Raw genomic sequence first — 15,588 nt, 5'->3', positions numbered from 1 at the left:
TGGCATCACCTTATGCGGCGGCCGGAGGAGGCGATCAGCACGAGCCCCCCTCCCAGCGCGAGCACCCCCGCCACGCCGTACATGAGGGCGGCGAAGCCGTACGGCGCGGCGGCCGAGGCCACGACCGGTCCGATGCTGGCCCCGGTGAACAGGAAGAAGGTGAACAGGGAGACGGCCGTGCCCCGCGCGGGGCCGGCCAGCAGGCCGACGGTCTCGATCACGGCGGGGGCGCCGACGCCGATCGCGAAGGCGAAGACGGCCAGCAGCACCGCCAGCGCGGCGACACCGGGGGCGGCCAGCCCGACCACCAGCGCGACCACCGCGGCGAGCCCGAGGGCCAGCGCCGCCCTGCGGGCCGGGGAGATCCTGGCCAGGTAGGGCGTGACGAACGGGATGGCGACGATCGCCGGCAGCGCGGTGGCGCGCAGCGTCAGCAGCGCGGAGGGGTCCCCGGCGATGCCCGCGGGGCCTTCGAGCTGCAACGCGGTGTAGAGGGCGACGAAGGCGCCGAGGATCGTCAGCGTGGCGGCATACACCAGGACCAGGCGCGGGGTGCGCAGCAGCGCCGGGACGACGGCGTAGGGGTTCGCTCCGGCACGGCGGGCGGTGTCGGGCAGCATCACCCGGCGCAGCACCACGGCCACGACGGCGAACGCGGCGCCGCCGAGCAGGAAGACCGGCCGCCACCCGAGCAGGTCGACGAGCGCCTTCGCGGCGAGCTGCGCGACCACGGCCGAGGCGAACAGCGCGCTGACCACGGAGGACATCATGACGGCCCGGCGGCGGGGTTCGACGCGCTCGGCGATGTACGCGAACGCGGTGGGGGCGAAGACGGCGGTGGTGACGCCTTCGACCACCCGAAGGGCGAGCGCCGCCCCGGGGCCGGGGCTCAGCGCGACCAGCGCGGTCGTCACCGCCGTGGCCGCCATGCCCCAGGTCATCACGCGGCGCCTGCCGTACAGGTCGGACAGCGGGCCGAACACCAGGAAGCCGCCCGCGTAGCCGAGGCCGAAGGCGCTGACGAGCCAGGTGAGGACGGCGGCGGGGGCGCCCCAGTCGGCCGACATCTGAGCCAGCAGGGGGATCACGACGTAGAGGTGCCCGGTGGCGAGGAGCCCGGCAGGCACGAACGCGGCCACGGTGCGCCACATCGGCGCGTACGTCTCGCGTGCTGCGGCGGGTGCGGCCGGTGCCTCGGGGGCTGCCGGTGCCGGAACGACGGGAGTCGATGTGTTCATGGCGAGGACGGTAGCCAACCAACCAGTTGGCTGTCAACCAACTAGTTGGTGGCTGCAATGGGTATGCTGGGGTCCGCCCCCGAGCCCCGTCCGCTCGCGAACACGGAGGAAGCCGATGTCGCCCCGCAAAGACGCCAAAGACCCCACCGCCGCCACCAAGGCCGCCCTGCTGGAGGCCGCGCGGACGGAGTTCGCGGCGTACGGCGTGGCGGGCGCCCGGGTGGACCGCATCGCCGAGCGGGCCGGGGTCAACAAGGAGCGCATCTACGGGCACTTCGGCAGCAAGGAGAAGCTGTTCGACACCGTCATCAAGGCGGCGCTCGACGAGGTCGCCGCGGCGGTGGCGATGCCGGGCAAGGACCCGGCGGAGTACGTCGGCAACCTCTTCGACTTCTACTCCACCCACCCCGACCTGGTACGCCTGCTGATGTGGGAGGCGCTGCACTACCGGGGTGAGGACGACCTGCTGCCCGGCCAGGAGCTCAGGGTGGACAAGTGCCGGTCGAAGACCGAATCGCTCGCCGAGGGCCTCGACCGGGAGCCGGACGCTTCGGTCGCCCGGATGGTGTTCTCGCTGGTGGGCATGGCGATGTGGCCGAGCGTCATGCCGCAGCTCGCCCGGATCACGGTCGGTGAGGAGGCGGCGACCCCCGAGGGGCGCGAGGCGCTGCGCGAGCACCTCGTGGACTTCGTCCGCGCCGCCGTCGAGAAATGACGCCCGCCGTCGCGAGGTGAGCGCCCGCCGTCGGGAACTGACCGGCGCCGTCGGGAACTGACCGGCGCCGTCGGGAACTGACCGGCGCCGTCGGGAACTGACCGGCGCCGTCGGGAACTGACCGGCGCCCGCCGACGGGTGCCACCATCCACGACGGCCGGACCAACCGCTCGTAGAACTCCTGCGCCTCCTCTCCGGGCTCTGGACGATGCGGTGCAGGTCCTCCTCCGGGGAGTTCAGCCCGGAGGCACGGGAGAGCAGGTGGTGGATGGTCATCTGCTCGGCGGCCTCCTTGGCGAAACCCGTCAGATGGGTTCCCACCGCCTCCGGCGGCTTCACCTTGCCCTGCCGCTTCACCTTGCCCTGCCGCTTCACCTTGCCCTGCCGCTTCACCTTGTCCTGCCGCGCCGGCTGCACGACGGCCACCGCACGGAACGGCGTGCCGGCTTCCTGCTGCCGCGTATCACCGCGCGCTCCTTAACTCGCCGGTCAACCCGTCCCCTGCCGAGCGGCCGTGTCCCCAGCTCGTCCCCGTCTCGTCCGCACCTCGTCCGCGCCGTGTCATGGTCGCGTCACGCTCTCGCCGACGGTGGCAGCCGTCGACGAACGGTGACATTCGGCGGACGACGCGCGCACATGCCGCGTCGATCGTGGTTCGGCATGGACGAGCCACAAATCATCCCGCTTCGACCCCGTGACCGGCTGCACGCCGCGGTCACGCCGGTGCTCGCCGTACTCCTGCCGCCCTCGGCGTTCGTGCCCCATGGCGCTAGACCTGCGCCCCGAAGCCGTCGATCACCGCTGCCCGCCCATGAGCGCCGTCCCTACGCACGACCCACACGGGCGCGGGAAGCGCGCCCCGGTCTTTCGGAGGTGAGAGCCCTTGCCGTCTCGACTTTCTCCCCTCACGCGGGTGCTCGGCGTCACCGCGTCCGCCGCCCTCGCCGTCGGGGGTCTGCTGGTCTACACCGGCGTACAGGACCAGGACGAGCCACCGCCGTTGTCGAACTCCACGCCGGCATCGTTCACCTCGGCCTGGCCGTGGGCTCTGCCCTGGCCGTCGACGGGGCAGGCGGCGGTCGAGGTCGCCGGGCGGGCAGACAGCCTCAGCGTGTACGGCGAGCAGCGGCCCGTGCCGATCGCGAGCGTCACCAAGGTGATGACCGCTCTGGTGATTCTCCGCGACCACCCGCTCGGCAGAAACGAGCCAGGGCCGTCCATCCAGGTCGACCGGCAGGCGGCGATCGAGTCAGGGAACCGGGACGAGTCCACGGTGCCGCTCGCCGCAGGCCAGGTCTTCACCGAGCGGCAGCTCCTCGAGCTGATGCTGATCCCCTCGGGGAACAACGCCGCGCGTCTGCTGGCCCGCTGGGACGCCGGCTCGGAGCAGGCCTTCGCCCGCAAGATGAACGCGGCCGCCGCCAAGCTGGGCATGACGAACACCACCTACACCGGGGCGAGCGGATATGAGCCCGCCACGGTCAGCACGGCGGTGGATCAGCTCAAGCTGGCCAGGCAGGCCATGAAGAACCCTGTGCTGCGCGACATCGTCGCCACCGCCAGGACCACCGTCCCGGGCATCCCGGGGGAGATCGTGAACACCAACACGCTGCTCGAACTGCCCAGGGTGGTCGGCATCAAGACCGGCACCAGCACGGCGGCGGGCGGAGCGCTGCTGTGGGCCGTCCGTCCCCTCTCCGGGGACCGCGACCGGCTGATCCTCGGGGTGGTCCTGCGCCAGGGCGACCCCGACGACACGCTCGAGGAGAAGAAGGAGGCCGCGTTCGTCGCGAGCAGGAAGTTGATCGTGGCGGCGCTGCGATACCTGAATCCTGAAATCATGCCGATTTCGTGAATGGCTCAGTCGTTCATCCCCTCTCGGGCGGCCGGGCACTTCCGAAGCCGCGACACGTCGCGGAGCAGCGGTCCAACCGCAGGTCCGCGCGGTGGGACTGCCGAGCTCGTGCCGCGCATCCGGCGTGTCCCCGCAGCACCCGCACGACCGTTGCCGGGGACGCGCGCCGGCCCTTCGGCGACGCCGACGGATCGCTACGGTCGCCTCGGGCAGTTCCGGGGGCCGACCCTCTGCCCGGCACCGACGACGGTGACCTGAACAGGGCTTTGCGGCGTCGTGGCGGCGGCCGTGCACACGATCTGCTCGACGGCCAGTGCGGACAGATCGCCGGCCGCGGCCGACAGGGTCACCACCACGTGGCCGGCCGGCCCGGCGGTCACCGAGAACGGGCCGGCCGTGGGCGGGACGTCGGAGGTCAGTCCGTCCGCCTGTTCCTCCGCGGTGGGCCCGGCCGCCAGCAGCGTGAGCGTGTCCGCCGGGAACAGCGGACGACCGCCGAACCGCCGCGTCACCGCGCTGAGCCGGCCGTTCTTCACCAGATAGAGGGTGATCGCCGTGCTGCGTGCGACGGCTCCGCTCGGCGGGTCGCCGCCGGTGATGACGCCGCTGGGTCGCACGCCGCAGCCGGCCACGGCGACGAGCGCCACCAGGCCCGCGGCGAGCCCGGTCCTCACTCGGGGCCTCCGTCCGGACCGTGTGCCCGGCGTGGCAGGCGCAGCGTGAATACGGCGCCGCCGTCCGGGGCGTTGGTGACGGTGAGGTCGCCTCGGTGCAGGCGCGCGTTCTCCCGCGCGATCGCAAGGCCCAGGCCGCTGCCCTCGGACCTGGCCCTGGCCGCGCTGGCCTTGTAGAACCGGTCGAACACGTGCGGCAGCACCGCTTCGTCCAGCCCCGGTCCGTGGTCGCGGACCTCGACGGCGATCCAGTGCGGATCGGCGTGAAGCCGCACCGACACCGGTGGCTCGCCGTGCCGCAGGGCGTTGCCGACCAGGTTCGCGAGGATGACGTCCACTCGGCGCGGGTCCAGCCGCGCCGTCACCGCGTCCGCGAGCTCGGTGTGCACCAGGTCTGACCAGCCTCGGACACGCAGGGTCGCGTGCACCAGCTCGGCCACGTCGACCTCGTTCAGCGCGAGGGCCGCCACGCCGGAGTCGAACCTGCTGATCTCGATGAGATCGTTCACCAGAGCGGTGAGGTTGAGCGTCTCCTGGCTGACCAGCCGGGCGGCCCTGCCGGCGGGCTCGGGCAGCCGGGCCGCCTCCCCGTCCAGGACGTCGGCGACCGCGGCCAGCGCGGCCAGCGGGGTACGCAGCTCATGCGACACATCGGCCACGAACCTGCGGGCGTCGGCCTCCATCTCGCGCAGCTGCTTGACGTGCCGTTCCAGCTCGGCGGCGGTGTCGTTGAACGTGCGCGCCACCTCGGCCAGCTCGTCGGACCCGCGCACCGCGATCCTGGTCCGCAGCTCGCCCTCGCCCAGCAGGCGTGCCGCCCGGCCGAGCTCGCGCACCGGCCCCAGCACGCCACGGGTGGCCAGCAACGCGAGGACGACCGCGAACGCCAGGGCCGCCCCGCCGGTGCGCCAGGCGCGTGCGGCGAGCTCGTCGACGCTGACCTGCTCGGGCAGCAGGCTGCGCGCGGCGTAGACCTCGATGCCCGACACCCGCGCCGTCCGGTCCCGGTCGACGATCAGTAACGGCATGCCGATGATCAGGAAGGGCGCGTCCTGCCACACCACGCGTTGCCACGCGATGTCGCCGCCGGCCACCGCCCGCCGCAGCCCCTTCGGGATCACCCCGGGATCCAGGGCCGGCGCGTCCCCGCCCAGCGTCCGATCTCCCGGCGGCGGCCTGACCGGCACGTCCGGGATCACCCCGGGATCCAGGGCCGGCGCGTTCCCGCCCGGCCTCCGGTCCCCGGGCGGCGGCGGCCTGACCGGCGCGTACGTCTCGTGGTAGACGGCGATCGCGGAGCTGTACCGGTCGGTCACCGCGCCGGCGATCTCGCCGAGTTCGTCCGGGCCCGGCGCCGGGCTCCGCAACGGGTAGACCGCCTCCAGGCGGCTCTTCATCGCCTCCACCGCGGCATCCTGGGTTCGCAGCAGGATGGCGTTGCGGGCCTGGACGTACATCCCGCCGGCCACCGCCGCCGCGGTGACCACGCACAGCAGTGCGAAGGCGAACAGCAGCCGGGCACGCAGCCCCGGGCTCGGCCGAGATCCCACCGGCGGCTCACACCGGCCCGAACCGGTACCCGAACCCGCGCACCGTCTGCACGTAGACGGGCGCCGCCGAGTCGTCCTCGATCTTCGCGCGCAACCGCTGCACGCACGCGTCCACGAGACGCGAGTCGCCGAAATACCCGTGCTCCCAGACCGACTCCAGCAGTTGCTGGCGGCTGTGCACCCGGCCCGGCGTGCCGGAGAGCTCGAGCAGCAGGCGCAGCTCGGTCGGGGCGAGGCTGACCGGGACGCCGCCCTTGGCGACCACCAGCGCGGCCCGATCGATGGTCAGGTCCCCGTGCCGCTCCAGCTCCGCCTGGTCCCGGCCGATCCGCCGGAGCACCGCGCGGATGCGCGCCTCGAGCACCCTCGGCTGCACCGGCTTGACCACGTAGTCGTCGGCGCCCGCCTCCAACCCGGCCACCACGTCGATGTCGTCGCCGCGCGCGGTCAGCATGATGATCGGCACCTCCCGGGCGGCCCGGATGCGGCGGCAGACCTCGAACCCGTCGATGCCGGGCAACATCAGATCGAGCACGACGACGTCGGGAAGGTCCGCACGCAGCCGCTCCAGCCCCTGCTCACCGGACTCCACCACCCGCACCCGGTATCCGTGCAGGGTCAGGGCCAGCTCAAGGCCCTCCCGCACAGCCGGGTCATCCTCGATCAACAACACTCGCGGCACGCCGCCGGGTTTCACCGCACGCTCCGTAACTCTCCCGCCGGTCAACCCATCCACTGTCGGCCGGCCGTGTCCCCACCTTGTCCGCGCCGTGTCATGGTTGTGTCACGGTCGCGCCGACGGTGGCCGCCGTCATGAACGGTGACATGGGGCTGACAACGCGCCCACATGCGGCGTCAATCGTAGTTCGGCATGAAAGCGCCGCACACCACAACGTCCGGGGCTTCTTCTGGCAGAGCGCCTCACGCAGGATGGACGTGACTCCCGCGCCGTCCCCGGGCGCGGAGGACGAACGACTGACGGGATCGATGATGGGTGACTATCGCGACGCCTACTCGGCGAGCCTGAAAGATCCGGATGCCTTCTGGCTCGCCGCGGCCGACGCCGTGACCTGGTCGCGCCGCCCCCGGCGCGGGCTGGACGCCGGCCGCGCGCCGTTCTACCGCTGGTTTCCCGACGGAGAGCTGAACACCTGCTACAACGCGCTGGACCGGCACGTGGACGCCGGGCACGGCGAGCGTCCCGCCCTGCTCTACGACTCGCCGGTGACCGGCGCGATCGCGAGGTACACCTACGCCGAGCTGCGCGACCAGGTGGCGCGGTTCGCCGGGGCGCTGCGCGGCCTCGGCGTCGGCCGGGGCGACCGCGTGGTGATCTACATGCCGATGGTGCCGCAGGCGGTGATCGCGATGCTCGCCTGCGCGCGGCTGGGTGCGGTGCACTCGGTCGTGTTCGGCGGGTTCGCCCCGAAGGAACTGGCCGCCCGGATCGACGACGCCGCGCCGAAGGTGCTGGTGTGCGCCTCCTGCGGGATCGAGCCGAGCAGGGTCGTCGAGTACAAGCCGATCGTGGACGAGGCGATCGCGGCCACGCCGAACGCTCCGGAGAAGGTGGTCGTGCTCCAGCGCGACGCCGCGCGGGCCCGGATGGGCGAGCGGGACGTCGACTGGGACGAGCTGATGGCGGCGGCCGAGCCGGTCGGCTGCGTCGACGTGGCGGCGACCGACCCGCTGTACATCCTCTACACCTCCGGCACCACGGGCAGGCCGAAGGGCGTGGTGCGCGACAACGGCGGCCACGCGGTCGCGCTGACGTGGTCGATGGCCAACGTGTACGACATCGGGCCCGGCGACGTGTGGTGGACCGCCTCGGACGTCGGCTGGGTCGTCGGCCACTCCTACATCGTGTACGGGCCGCTGCTGGCCGGCGCGACCACGGTGCTCTACGAGGGCAAGCCGGTGGGCACGCCGGACGCCGGCGCGTTCTGGCGGGTGATCTCCCAGTACGGCGTCAGGGCGCTGTTCACCGCCCCGACGGCGATGCGGGCGATCAAGAAGGTCGACCCGGAGGGCGCGGAGACGGCGAAGTACGACCTGTCGGCGTTCCGCACGCTCTTCCTGGCCGGCGAGCGGCTCGACCCCGAGACCCACCGGTGGGCCTCGGAGAAGCTGGGCGTGCCGGTCGTGGACCACTGGTGGCAGACCGAGACCGGCTGGGCCATCGCCGCGAACCTCCGCGGGCTGGAGCCGATGCCGATCAAGCCCGGGTCGCCGACCGTGCCGGTGCCCGGCTACGACGTGCGGATCCTCGACCCGTCGGGGCAGGAGGTGCCGCCGGGCGCCGAGGGCGCGATCTGCGTCAGGCTGCCCCTGCCGCCCGGCGCCCTGCCGACGCTGTGGGGCGACGACGAACGGTATGTCGCGTCGTACCTGTCCGCCTACCCCGGCTACTACCTGACGGGCGACGGCGGCTACGTCGACTCCGACGGCTACCTGTTCGTCATGGGCCGCACCGACGACGTGATCAACGTGGCCGGGCACCGCCTGTCCACCGGTTCCATGGAGGCCGTGCTGGCCGCGCATCCTGCCGTGGCCGAGTGCGCGGTGATCGGTGTGCGCGACTCGCTGAAGGGGCAGGTGCCACGGGGCTTCGTGGTGCTGAAGGCCGGTGTGGACATCGCGCCGGAGACCCTCCAGGCGGAGCTCGTGGCGGCGGTGCGCCGCGACATCGGCCCGGTCGCCGCGTTGAAGGAGGTGACGATCGTGGACGGCCTGCCGAAGACCCGCTCGGGCAAGATCCTGCGCAAGTCGATGCGCGCGATCGCCGAGGGCCGCGACGAGCCGGTGCCCTCCACGATCGAGGACCCGGGAGTGCTGGCCTCGCTGCGCCCGCACCTGCGCCGGGAGTGACGCCCCTCCCCCGCCGCCGTCAGTGACACGGCTCAGCCGTGGGCGGCGTGGCGCTCCAGGAACGCGTACACGTCGGCCTCGTCGACGCCGGGGAACGACCCGGGCGGCAGCGCGGCGAGCACGTGGGAGTTGGCGCGGGCCGACGGCCAGGCGTAGCCCTCCCAGCGCTGCGCGAGCTCGGCCGGCGGGCGGCGGCAGCACTCGCCGTTCGGGCAGTTCGACTTGGTGCGGTGGGTGGTCTCGCGCCCGCGGAACCACCGCGACTCCCGGTAGGGCACGCCCAGCGTGATCGCGAAGTCCTTCTCCTGCGACGGGTCCACGTGGGCCACGCAGAAGTACGTGCCGGTGGGCGAGTCGGAGTACTGGTAGTACAGCGAGAACCGGTCGGGTGAGAGGAACACCTGGCGGCCCGACCACTGCTGGCACATCCGCTGTCCCTCGATCGCCCCCTGCTCGTCGGCGGGGAAGACGATCCCGTCGTTCTCGTACGCCTTGTAGATGATCCCCCCGGCGTCGTTGCGCACGAAGTGGCAGACGAGGTCGAGGTGGCGGGTCGCGAGGTTGGTGAACCGGTGCGCCGCCATCTCGTAGGACACCGCGAACACGTCGCGCAGGTCCTCCACGGACAGCGCCTTGTCCTGCTTGGCCTCCCGCAGGTAGGGCACGGCCGCCGCCTCGGGCACCAGGACGGCGGCGGCGAAGTAGTTGGCCTCCACCCGCTGGCGCAGGAAGTCGGCGAAGTCGCGCGGCTTGTGGTGCTGGAGCGCGATGTGCCCGAGCGTCTGCAGCAGCACGGTACGCGGCGTGTGCATGCCCAGTTGCTGGCGTTTGACGTAGATGCGCCGGTTGCGCAGGTCGGTCACCGACCGCGCCGAGCGCGGCAGGTCGGGCGCGGTGTGCACGGCGAACCCGAAGTGCGACACCAGCGCCTGGACGGTGCTCTCCGACAGCGCGCCGGTCCGGTAGCCGACCGCGGTCAGGGCCTCGGCGGCGGCCTTCTCGATCTCCTCGAAGTAGTTGCCCAGCTCGCGCTGCCGGCGCCGCAGCTCGGCGTTGGCCGCCCGCGCCTCCTCCGGCGTGGCCGTGCCCTTCGCCTCTCTGGCCTTGAGCTCCTCGAACAGGCCCAGGATGTGCTCGAGCACGTCGTTGGGCACCCGTGAGGAGACCTTCAGCCGGTTCAGCCCGAGCCCCGCGTAGAGCGGGTCGCGCTGGGCCTCCTCCAGGGCGATCTCGAGCTGGGCCCGCCGGTTCGGCGCCTGCCTGCGCAGCAGCTCCTCCACCGGCACGTTCAGCGCGGCGGCCAGCGACTTCAGCAGGGAGAGCTTGGGCTCGCGCTTGCCGTTCTCCAGCAGCGACAGCTGGCTGGGCGCTCGTCCGACGCGCTCGCCGAGCTCGGAGAGCGTGAGGCCGCGCTGCTTGCGCAGGTGCTTGAGCCGCTGGCCGAAAGCCAGGAGATCGAGCTCGTGCGTCAAAGACAGCGGTTCTTCGCCCAGGACGGAGGTCATGACCCGATCTTATGCGGAAAATCTGCGTTTCTTCCAGCGATACGTGATCCACCCCACACAGATTGGTCTAGTCCATAGCGAAAACTCTGCGATTCTTCACTGTCGAATACCCGCCAGTCTTACACAGATCGGAATATTTGACGTTCTTTCGACTGACGCCTCCTTGTGAGTGTCTTGCAATCGACACAAACTCGGAAGCAAGCCCCAGGTGACGACAACGCACGCAACAAGGGAGTGACCAAAGATGTCGGATCGCCTTACCGCAGCCGCCCAGCGGCTGCAGCAGGACTGGGAGACCAATCCGCGGTGGACGAACGTCGAGCGCAGCTACACGGCCGAGGACGTGATCCGCCTGCGCGGCTCGGTGCAGGAGGAGCACACGCTGGCCCGGCTCGGCGCGGAGCGCCTGTGGGGCCTGCTGCACCACGAGGACTACGTCCACGCCCTGGGCGCGCTGACCGGCAACCAGGCGGTCCAGCAGGTGAAGGCGGGCCTCAAGGCCATCTACCTGTCCGGATGGCAGGTGGCCGCCGACGCCAACCTCAGCGGTCACACCTACCCCGACCAGAGCCTCTACCCGGCCAACTCGGTCCCCTCCGTGGTCCGCCGGATCAACAACGCGCTGCTGCGGGCCGACCAGATCAGCTGGGCGGAGGGCGACGAGGACGCCCCGCACTGGCTGGCGCCCATCGTGGCCGACGCCGAGGCCGGCTTCGGCGGCGTGCTCAACGCGTTCGAGCTGATGAAGGCCATGATCGCGGCCGGCGCCGCGGGCGTGCACTGGGAGGACCAGCTCGCCTCGGAGAAGAAGTGCGGCCACCTCGGCGGCAAGGTGCTGATCCCCACCGGCCAGCACATCAAGACCCTCAACGCGGCCCGCCTGGCGGCCGACGTGGCGGGCGTCCCCACCCTGGTCATCGCGCGGACCGACGCCCAGGCCGCGACCCTCCTGACCAGCGACGTGGACCCCCGCGACCGCGCCTTCTGCACCGGCGACCGCACCGCCGAGGGCTTCTACCGGGTCCGCAACGGCGTCGACGCCTGCGTCGCGAGGGGCCTCGCCTACGCGCCGTACGCCGACCTGCTGTGGATGGAGACCTCCACGCCCGACCTCGACGTGGCCCGCGAGTTCGCCGAGGCCGTCAAGCGGGAGTACCCCGACCAGATGCTGGCCTACAACTGCTCGCCGTCGTTCAACTGGAAGAAGCACCTGGACGACGCGACGATCGCCAAGTTCCAGCGCGAGCTGGGCCACATGGGGTACAAGTTCCAGTTCATCACCCTGGCCGGCTTCCACTCGCTGAACTACTCGATGTTCGACCTGGCCCGCGGCTACGCCGAGGAGGGCATGACGGCGTACGTCGGGCTCCAGGAGGCCGAGTTCGCCGCCGAGCGGCGCGGCTACACCGCCACCCGCCACCAGCGCGAGGTCGGCACCGGATACTTCGACCTGGTCAGCACGGCCGTCGCGCCGGACTCCTCCACGACGGCCCTGAAGGGCTCGACGGAGGAGGCGCAGTTCGCCGGGGCTCACTAACCACAGCGGACATCTCGGACCCAGGTCGGTGGCGGGCCCCGCCGCCGGTCCGCAGGTCACCCTCGGGGATCTGACGGACGGGCGGCGGGGCCTCGCCGTACGCGGAGCGGGTCAGATGCGCAGCGCGCGGGCGTACCAGCGGCCGTCCAGCGAGTCGATGCGCAGCCGCCGGCCGAAGCAGTCGGACAGGTTCGGCCCGGTGAGCACCTCCCCCACGGGACCGGCGGTCAGGATGCGGGTGTCCCGCATCAGCAGGGCGTGCGTCGTGGTGGCCGGCACCTCCTCCAGGTGGTGCGTGACCATCACGGTCGTCAGCCCCCGGCGGGTGCGGGCCAGGTCCTCCAGCGCCTCGATCAGGTCCTCCCGCGCCGGCAGGTCGAGGCCCGCGAACGGCTCGTCGAGCAGCAGGATCGCCGGATCGGCCATCAGCGCCCTGGCCACCCGGATCCGGGCCCGCTCCCCCTGCGAGCACACCTGGAACCTCCGGTCGGCCAGGTCCTTGCAGCCGAGGTCGGCCAGCAGCCGGTGCGCCCGCTCCCGCTCCTCGTCGCCGTACCGGTCCCACAGAGGCGCGCTCGTCCCGGTGTGCCCGGTGAGCACGACGGTCAGCGCGGTAGCGCCCTCCTCCTCCAGCAGCGACTCGTCCACGAGCCGCTGGCTCGCCGCGACCAGGCCGATGCTGCGGCGCAGCTCCCGCAGGTCGACCCTGCCGAGCCGCCGCCCGAGCACCGTGGCCGTCCCCGAGCTCGGGTGCCGTACGGCCGCGGCGACCGAGAGCATCGTCGTCTTCCCGGCGCCGTTCGGGCCGAGGATCACCCAGTGCTGGCCGTGGTCCACCCGCCAGTCGGCGCCGGTCACCAGGGTCCGGCCGACCACGCGTACGGTCACGTCGTCGAGTTCGAGAGCTGCTTCCATGAACACACAGCATGCTGCATGGAGGCAGCCGATCGGGTCGGCGTTTCAGGGTATGGACGGCGCGGGGGTGGCCACCACGCTGGGCGGCTGGCTCTCCGGCGACGTGCTCGGGATCGGCGGGGACGACTCCCCGTCGCCCCACTGCGGCTCCTGGCTGATCCCCGAGGGCGGGACCGGAGAGCCGGTCTGCCCCGGCTGCCCCGGCTGTCCAGGATGTCCGGACTGGCCTGGATGTCCGTGCTGCCCGGGCTGGCCTGGACGCCCGGGCGGAGACGGCCGGGTGGAACGGCAGTCCTTCGGCCGCCCGGTGACGCAGTGCCCGTCCCCTGGGCGCAGGGTGGCTGCGGCCGCCGAGGGCGAGGGCGCCGAGGTCGTCCACCCGCCGTCCTCAGTCGCCGGGGACACCGGCCCGGGCGGCGGCATGGTCCGCGTGGCCGTCACCGTCACCCTGGGCCGGGCACCGTCCACGATGGGCACCACCGGCGGCCGCGCGGTGCCGAGCACGTCCTCCGGCGGCAACGCGCTGTCCTCACCGGGGATGACCACGGGCAGCGCCGGCGGCGGATCCGCCGTGCTCTCCATGTGGGCCGACCCGGCGCCCGCCGCGACCACCGTCACCGCCGCGATCGTCACGGTGGCGAGCGCCGCGAAGCCCGCGTGCGACACCTGCCCCCGCGAGCGCGCCGCCCGGCGCCGCGCCGCCCGGCCCTGCGTCGGCAACCGCGCCGCTTCCTGTGCCGATCCCTGTGCCGCTTCCTGGGAACCCCTGCCCCGCGTGCGCTGCCCCTGCGTGGCCCGGCCGGGGACGGTCCCCGCAGGGTAGGACACGGGCTGCCAGATCTCGTCGAGCACGGCGGCGACCGCCCGCCGGGGGTCGGCGGTCACGTGGACCCCGCCCGCGGCGAGCAGGGAGGCGAGCAGCCACGCCGCGTCCGGGCGATCGGCCGGCTCGCGCCGCAGCGCCGCCGCCACCGCGCCCCACAGCAGCTTCGGCACGGCGTCGATCCGCGGCTCCTCGACGAGGATGCGCCGGGTGAGCACGTCGAGATCGCCGGCGCCGAACGGATGCAGCCCGGTCGCCGCGAACGCCACCAGGCAGCCCCAGGAGAAGACGTCGGAGGCGGGGATGGCGTGGTGACCGCGAAGCCGCTCGGGCGCCACCCACCCCGGGCTGCCCATGATCTGCCCGGCCTGCGTGTGCGCCATCGCCACGTCGAGGTCGCGGGCGATCCCGAAGTCGATGACGAACGGCCCGTGCGGCGACAGCAGCACGTTGCCGGGCTTGAGGTCCCGGTGGACCAGCCCGGCCTCGTGCGTGGCCACGAGCGCGGCGGCCGTGCCGAGGGCCACGCCGTACGCGAGGTCGGGGGTGAGCGGCCCCCGGGCGGCGACCACCTGGGAGAGCGCGGGGCCGGGGACGTACTCGGTGACGAGGTAGGGCCGCTCGCCGTCGAGACCGTCCTCGATGACGGCGGCGGTGCAGAACGGCACCACACGCCGGGAGAACGCGACCTCCTCGGCGAAGCGGGCCCGCAGCGTGGGGTCCCCCAGGTGCACCGGATGCGGCGTCTTCAGCGCGACGTACCCTCCACCGGGGTGCTCGGCGAGGTAGACGACGCCCATTCCGCCGCTGCCCAACCGGCCGAGCAGCAGGTAGCGCCCGATGACGACCGGGTCGCCCACGGTCAGCGGGCGCACACCGGGAGGCATGCCGTTGTGGGAAGCCGTTCCGCCACGTGCCATACGGAAGCTACCTCTCTCGAAGTGCCGCACAGCCACTGTGGCCGGTTGGAACGCGCCACGCGCTCAAGTAGCGACAAGCGGCATGAGAGGTAAGCCCAATGGCACCTTGGAGATAGGCCGGAAGGCGAAGACGCAGGTCACATAGGTCTCATAAGCCACAAACAGCAAAGCGGCGCCACAGACGAAGGCGGGGCCGTCGTCGGCGGCATGACCGACCGATCACGCGAACGGAGCCGTTCTAAGGAACCTTTAAAGGTGGCTGAAACCACGCCAGAGGCCGCGATGTTTGCGTTGTCCCCACGACGCCGGTTCCCCTCCGGCGCGCTCAGTGGACGAAGGGCATCACGATGACGAAACGCACACGGCTGGTCGTGGCCACGGTCACGCTCGCCACGCTGGCCGCGACCGGTACGGCCGCGGCGGCCGATCCGGCCCCGGCACCCGGCGCCGCCACATGCGATTCCGCGACGGTCACGGCAGGCGGGAAGGCCAGGGCGGGTGCCGACGCCGATCTGGCCGCGATCGCGGCGAAGCTCGGAGTGACGGCCGAGCGGCTCGACGCCGCGCTGGTCGCGGCCAAGACGTCGCTGGCCGGCTCGGCCGGCGCCACGCCGGAGGCCTTCGTCGCGGCGGTCGCGGCCAACCTGGGCCTGCCGGTCGCGCAGGTTCAGGACGCTCTGAGGCCGATGGTCGCCGAACCCGCGCCGAGCGGCAAAGACCAGGGCAAGCTGGACAGCATGGACAACAAGGCCCCGGACGGCCCGCAGGACTCGCCGCTCACCACCGACGCCGCGGCGGCGTCCCTGGCCGCGGCGCTCGGTGTCGATCAAGCCAAGGCCAGGGCCGCGCTGGCCGCTGTGATGGCGTTGGGCAGAGTCGATCCGACGTCCAAGGCCTTCGGTGACATCGCCGCCTCGCTCGGAGTCGGCTCCGACCGGCTCGATGCCGCGTTGAGCGAGCTGAAGCGGTCACTGAGCAAGGGCTGACC

Annotated in this window: 12 protein-coding genes; 5 read left to right on the top strand and 7 right to left on the bottom strand. The window is 72.4% G+C overall.

The window, feature by feature from the left end:
* Positions 1–5: 5 nt before the first annotated feature.
* A complete protein-coding gene (locus tag ABZ860_RS37460; protein ID WP_357229855.1) occupies positions 6–1,238 on the bottom strand; it encodes an MFS transporter in 1,233 nt (410 codons plus the stop codon).
* A 115-nt stretch (positions 1,239–1,353) separates the two neighbouring features.
* Here ABZ860_RS37460 and ABZ860_RS37455 point away from each other — a divergent pair, with 115 nt between their 5' ends.
* Both ABZ860_RS37455 and ABZ860_RS37450 read left to right on the top strand, forming a co-directional pair.
* Positions 1,354–1,953 carry a TetR family transcriptional regulator gene (locus tag ABZ860_RS37455; protein WP_357229853.1) on the top strand — a complete coding sequence of 200 codons (600 nt, stop codon included), beginning with the start codon at positions 1,354–1,356 and terminating at the stop codon, positions 1,951–1,953.
* A gap of 883 nt (positions 1,954–2,836) precedes the next feature.
* On the top strand, positions 2,837–3,808 hold the full coding sequence (locus tag ABZ860_RS37450) for a serine hydrolase (RefSeq protein ID WP_357229851.1): 972 nt from the start codon (positions 2,837–2,839) through the stop codon (positions 3,806–3,808).
* Positions 3,809–4,002: 194 nt separating this feature from the next.
* On the opposite strand, the gene ABZ860_RS37445 is transcribed toward ABZ860_RS37450, so the two are convergent.
* Genes ABZ860_RS37445 through ABZ860_RS37435 form a run of 3 tightly spaced genes read right to left on the bottom strand, consistent with a single transcriptional unit; the run spans position 4,003 to position 6,714 of the window.
* Positions 4,003–4,482 (bottom strand): GerMN domain-containing protein, encoded by a 480-nt coding sequence (locus tag ABZ860_RS37445; RefSeq protein WP_357229849.1) that lies wholly within the window; start codon positions 4,480–4,482, stop codon positions 4,003–4,005.
* Positions 4,479–6,032: a HAMP domain-containing sensor histidine kinase gene (locus ABZ860_RS37440; protein ID WP_357229847.1), complete on the bottom strand. Its 1,554-nt coding sequence runs from the start codon at positions 6,030–6,032 to the stop codon at positions 4,479–4,481. The genes ABZ860_RS37445 and ABZ860_RS37440 overlap by 4 nt, the downstream gene beginning before the upstream one ends.
* A gap of 7 nt (positions 6,033–6,039) precedes the next feature.
* Positions 6,040–6,714 carry a response regulator transcription factor gene (locus tag ABZ860_RS37435; protein ID WP_357229901.1) on the bottom strand — a complete coding sequence of 225 codons (675 nt, stop codon included), beginning with the start codon at positions 6,712–6,714 and terminating at the stop codon, positions 6,040–6,042.
* Between the two features lie 308 nt (positions 6,715–7,022).
* Between ABZ860_RS37435 and ABZ860_RS37430 the strand changes: the two genes are divergently transcribed.
* The gene (locus ABZ860_RS37430; protein ID WP_357229845.1) at positions 7,023–8,900 is read left to right on the top strand and encodes a propionyl-CoA synthetase; all 1,878 of its coding nucleotides are present in this window, start codon (positions 7,023–7,025) and stop codon (positions 8,898–8,900) included.
* 32 nt (positions 8,901–8,932) lie between these two features.
* Here the strand turns inward: ABZ860_RS37430 and ABZ860_RS37425 are convergent, their stop codons facing one another.
* Positions 8,933–10,405 carry a helix-turn-helix domain-containing protein gene (locus ABZ860_RS37425; protein WP_357229843.1) on the bottom strand — a complete coding sequence of 491 codons (1,473 nt, stop codon included), beginning with the start codon at positions 10,403–10,405 and terminating at the stop codon, positions 8,933–8,935.
* 244 nt (positions 10,406–10,649) lie between these two features.
* On the opposite strand from ABZ860_RS37425, the gene aceA reads away from it, so the two are divergent.
* Positions 10,650–11,942 carry an isocitrate lyase gene (gene aceA, locus ABZ860_RS37420; protein ID WP_357229841.1) on the top strand — a complete coding sequence of 431 codons (1,293 nt, stop codon included), beginning with the start codon at positions 10,650–10,652 and terminating at the stop codon, positions 11,940–11,942.
* Positions 11,943–12,053: 111 nt separating this feature from the next.
* On the opposite strand, the gene ABZ860_RS37415 is transcribed toward aceA, so the two are convergent.
* Positions 12,054–12,857, bottom strand: coding sequence for an ATP-binding cassette domain-containing protein (locus ABZ860_RS37415; RefSeq protein ID WP_357229839.1), 804 nt, complete (start codon positions 12,855–12,857; stop codon positions 12,054–12,056).
* Between the two features lie 45 nt (positions 12,858–12,902).
* Positions 12,903–14,600 (bottom strand): protein kinase, encoded by a 1,698-nt coding sequence (locus ABZ860_RS37410; protein ID WP_357229838.1) that lies wholly within the window; start codon positions 14,598–14,600, stop codon positions 12,903–12,905.
* A 347-nt stretch (positions 14,601–14,947) separates the two neighbouring features.
* Here ABZ860_RS37410 and ABZ860_RS37405 point away from each other — a divergent pair, with 347 nt between their 5' ends.
* The gene (locus tag ABZ860_RS37405; protein ID WP_357229836.1) at positions 14,948–15,586 is read left to right on the top strand and encodes a hypothetical protein; all 639 of its coding nucleotides are present in this window, start codon (positions 14,948–14,950) and stop codon (positions 15,584–15,586) included.
* The last annotated feature ends 2 nt before the right edge of the window (positions 15,587–15,588 follow it).

Source organism: Microbispora sp. NPDC046973 (assembly GCF_040644495.1).
Taxonomy (GTDB): domain Bacteria; phylum Actinomycetota; class Actinomycetes; order Streptosporangiales; family Streptosporangiaceae; genus Microbispora.
The sequence above is the reverse complement of the archived record's forward strand: the minus strand, read 5'-3'. Positions and strand labels throughout refer to the sequence as shown.

What these genes read in the sequence shown, in the direction of transcription:
- ABZ860_RS37460 (WP_357229855.1), bottom strand. Translation starts at nt 1,238, where the DNA reads ATGAACACATCGACTCCCGTCGTTCCGGCACCGGCAGCCCCCGAGGCA.
- ABZ860_RS37455 (WP_357229853.1), top strand. Translation starts at nt 1,354, where the DNA reads ATGTCGCCCCGCAAAGACGCCAAAGACCCCACCGCCGCCACCAAGGCC.
- ABZ860_RS37430 (WP_357229845.1), top strand. Translation starts at nt 7,023, where the DNA reads ATGGGTGACTATCGCGACGCCTACTCGGCGAGCCTGAAAGATCCGGAT.
- ABZ860_RS37425 (WP_357229843.1), bottom strand. Translation starts at nt 10,405, where the DNA reads ATGACCTCCGTCCTGGGCGAAGAACCGCTGTCTTTGACGCACGAGCTC.
- aceA (WP_357229841.1), top strand. Translation starts at nt 10,650, where the DNA reads ATGTCGGATCGCCTTACCGCAGCCGCCCAGCGGCTGCAGCAGGACTGG.
- ABZ860_RS37415 (WP_357229839.1), bottom strand. Translation starts at nt 12,857, where the DNA reads ATGGAAGCAGCTCTCGAACTCGACGACGTGACCGTACGCGTGGTCGGC.
- ABZ860_RS37410 (WP_357229838.1), bottom strand. Translation starts at nt 14,600, where the DNA reads ATGGCACGTGGCGGAACGGCTTCCCACAACGGCATGCCTCCCGGTGTG.
- ABZ860_RS37405 (WP_357229836.1), top strand. Translation starts at nt 14,948, where the DNA reads ATGACGAAACGCACACGGCTGGTCGTGGCCACGGTCACGCTCGCCACG.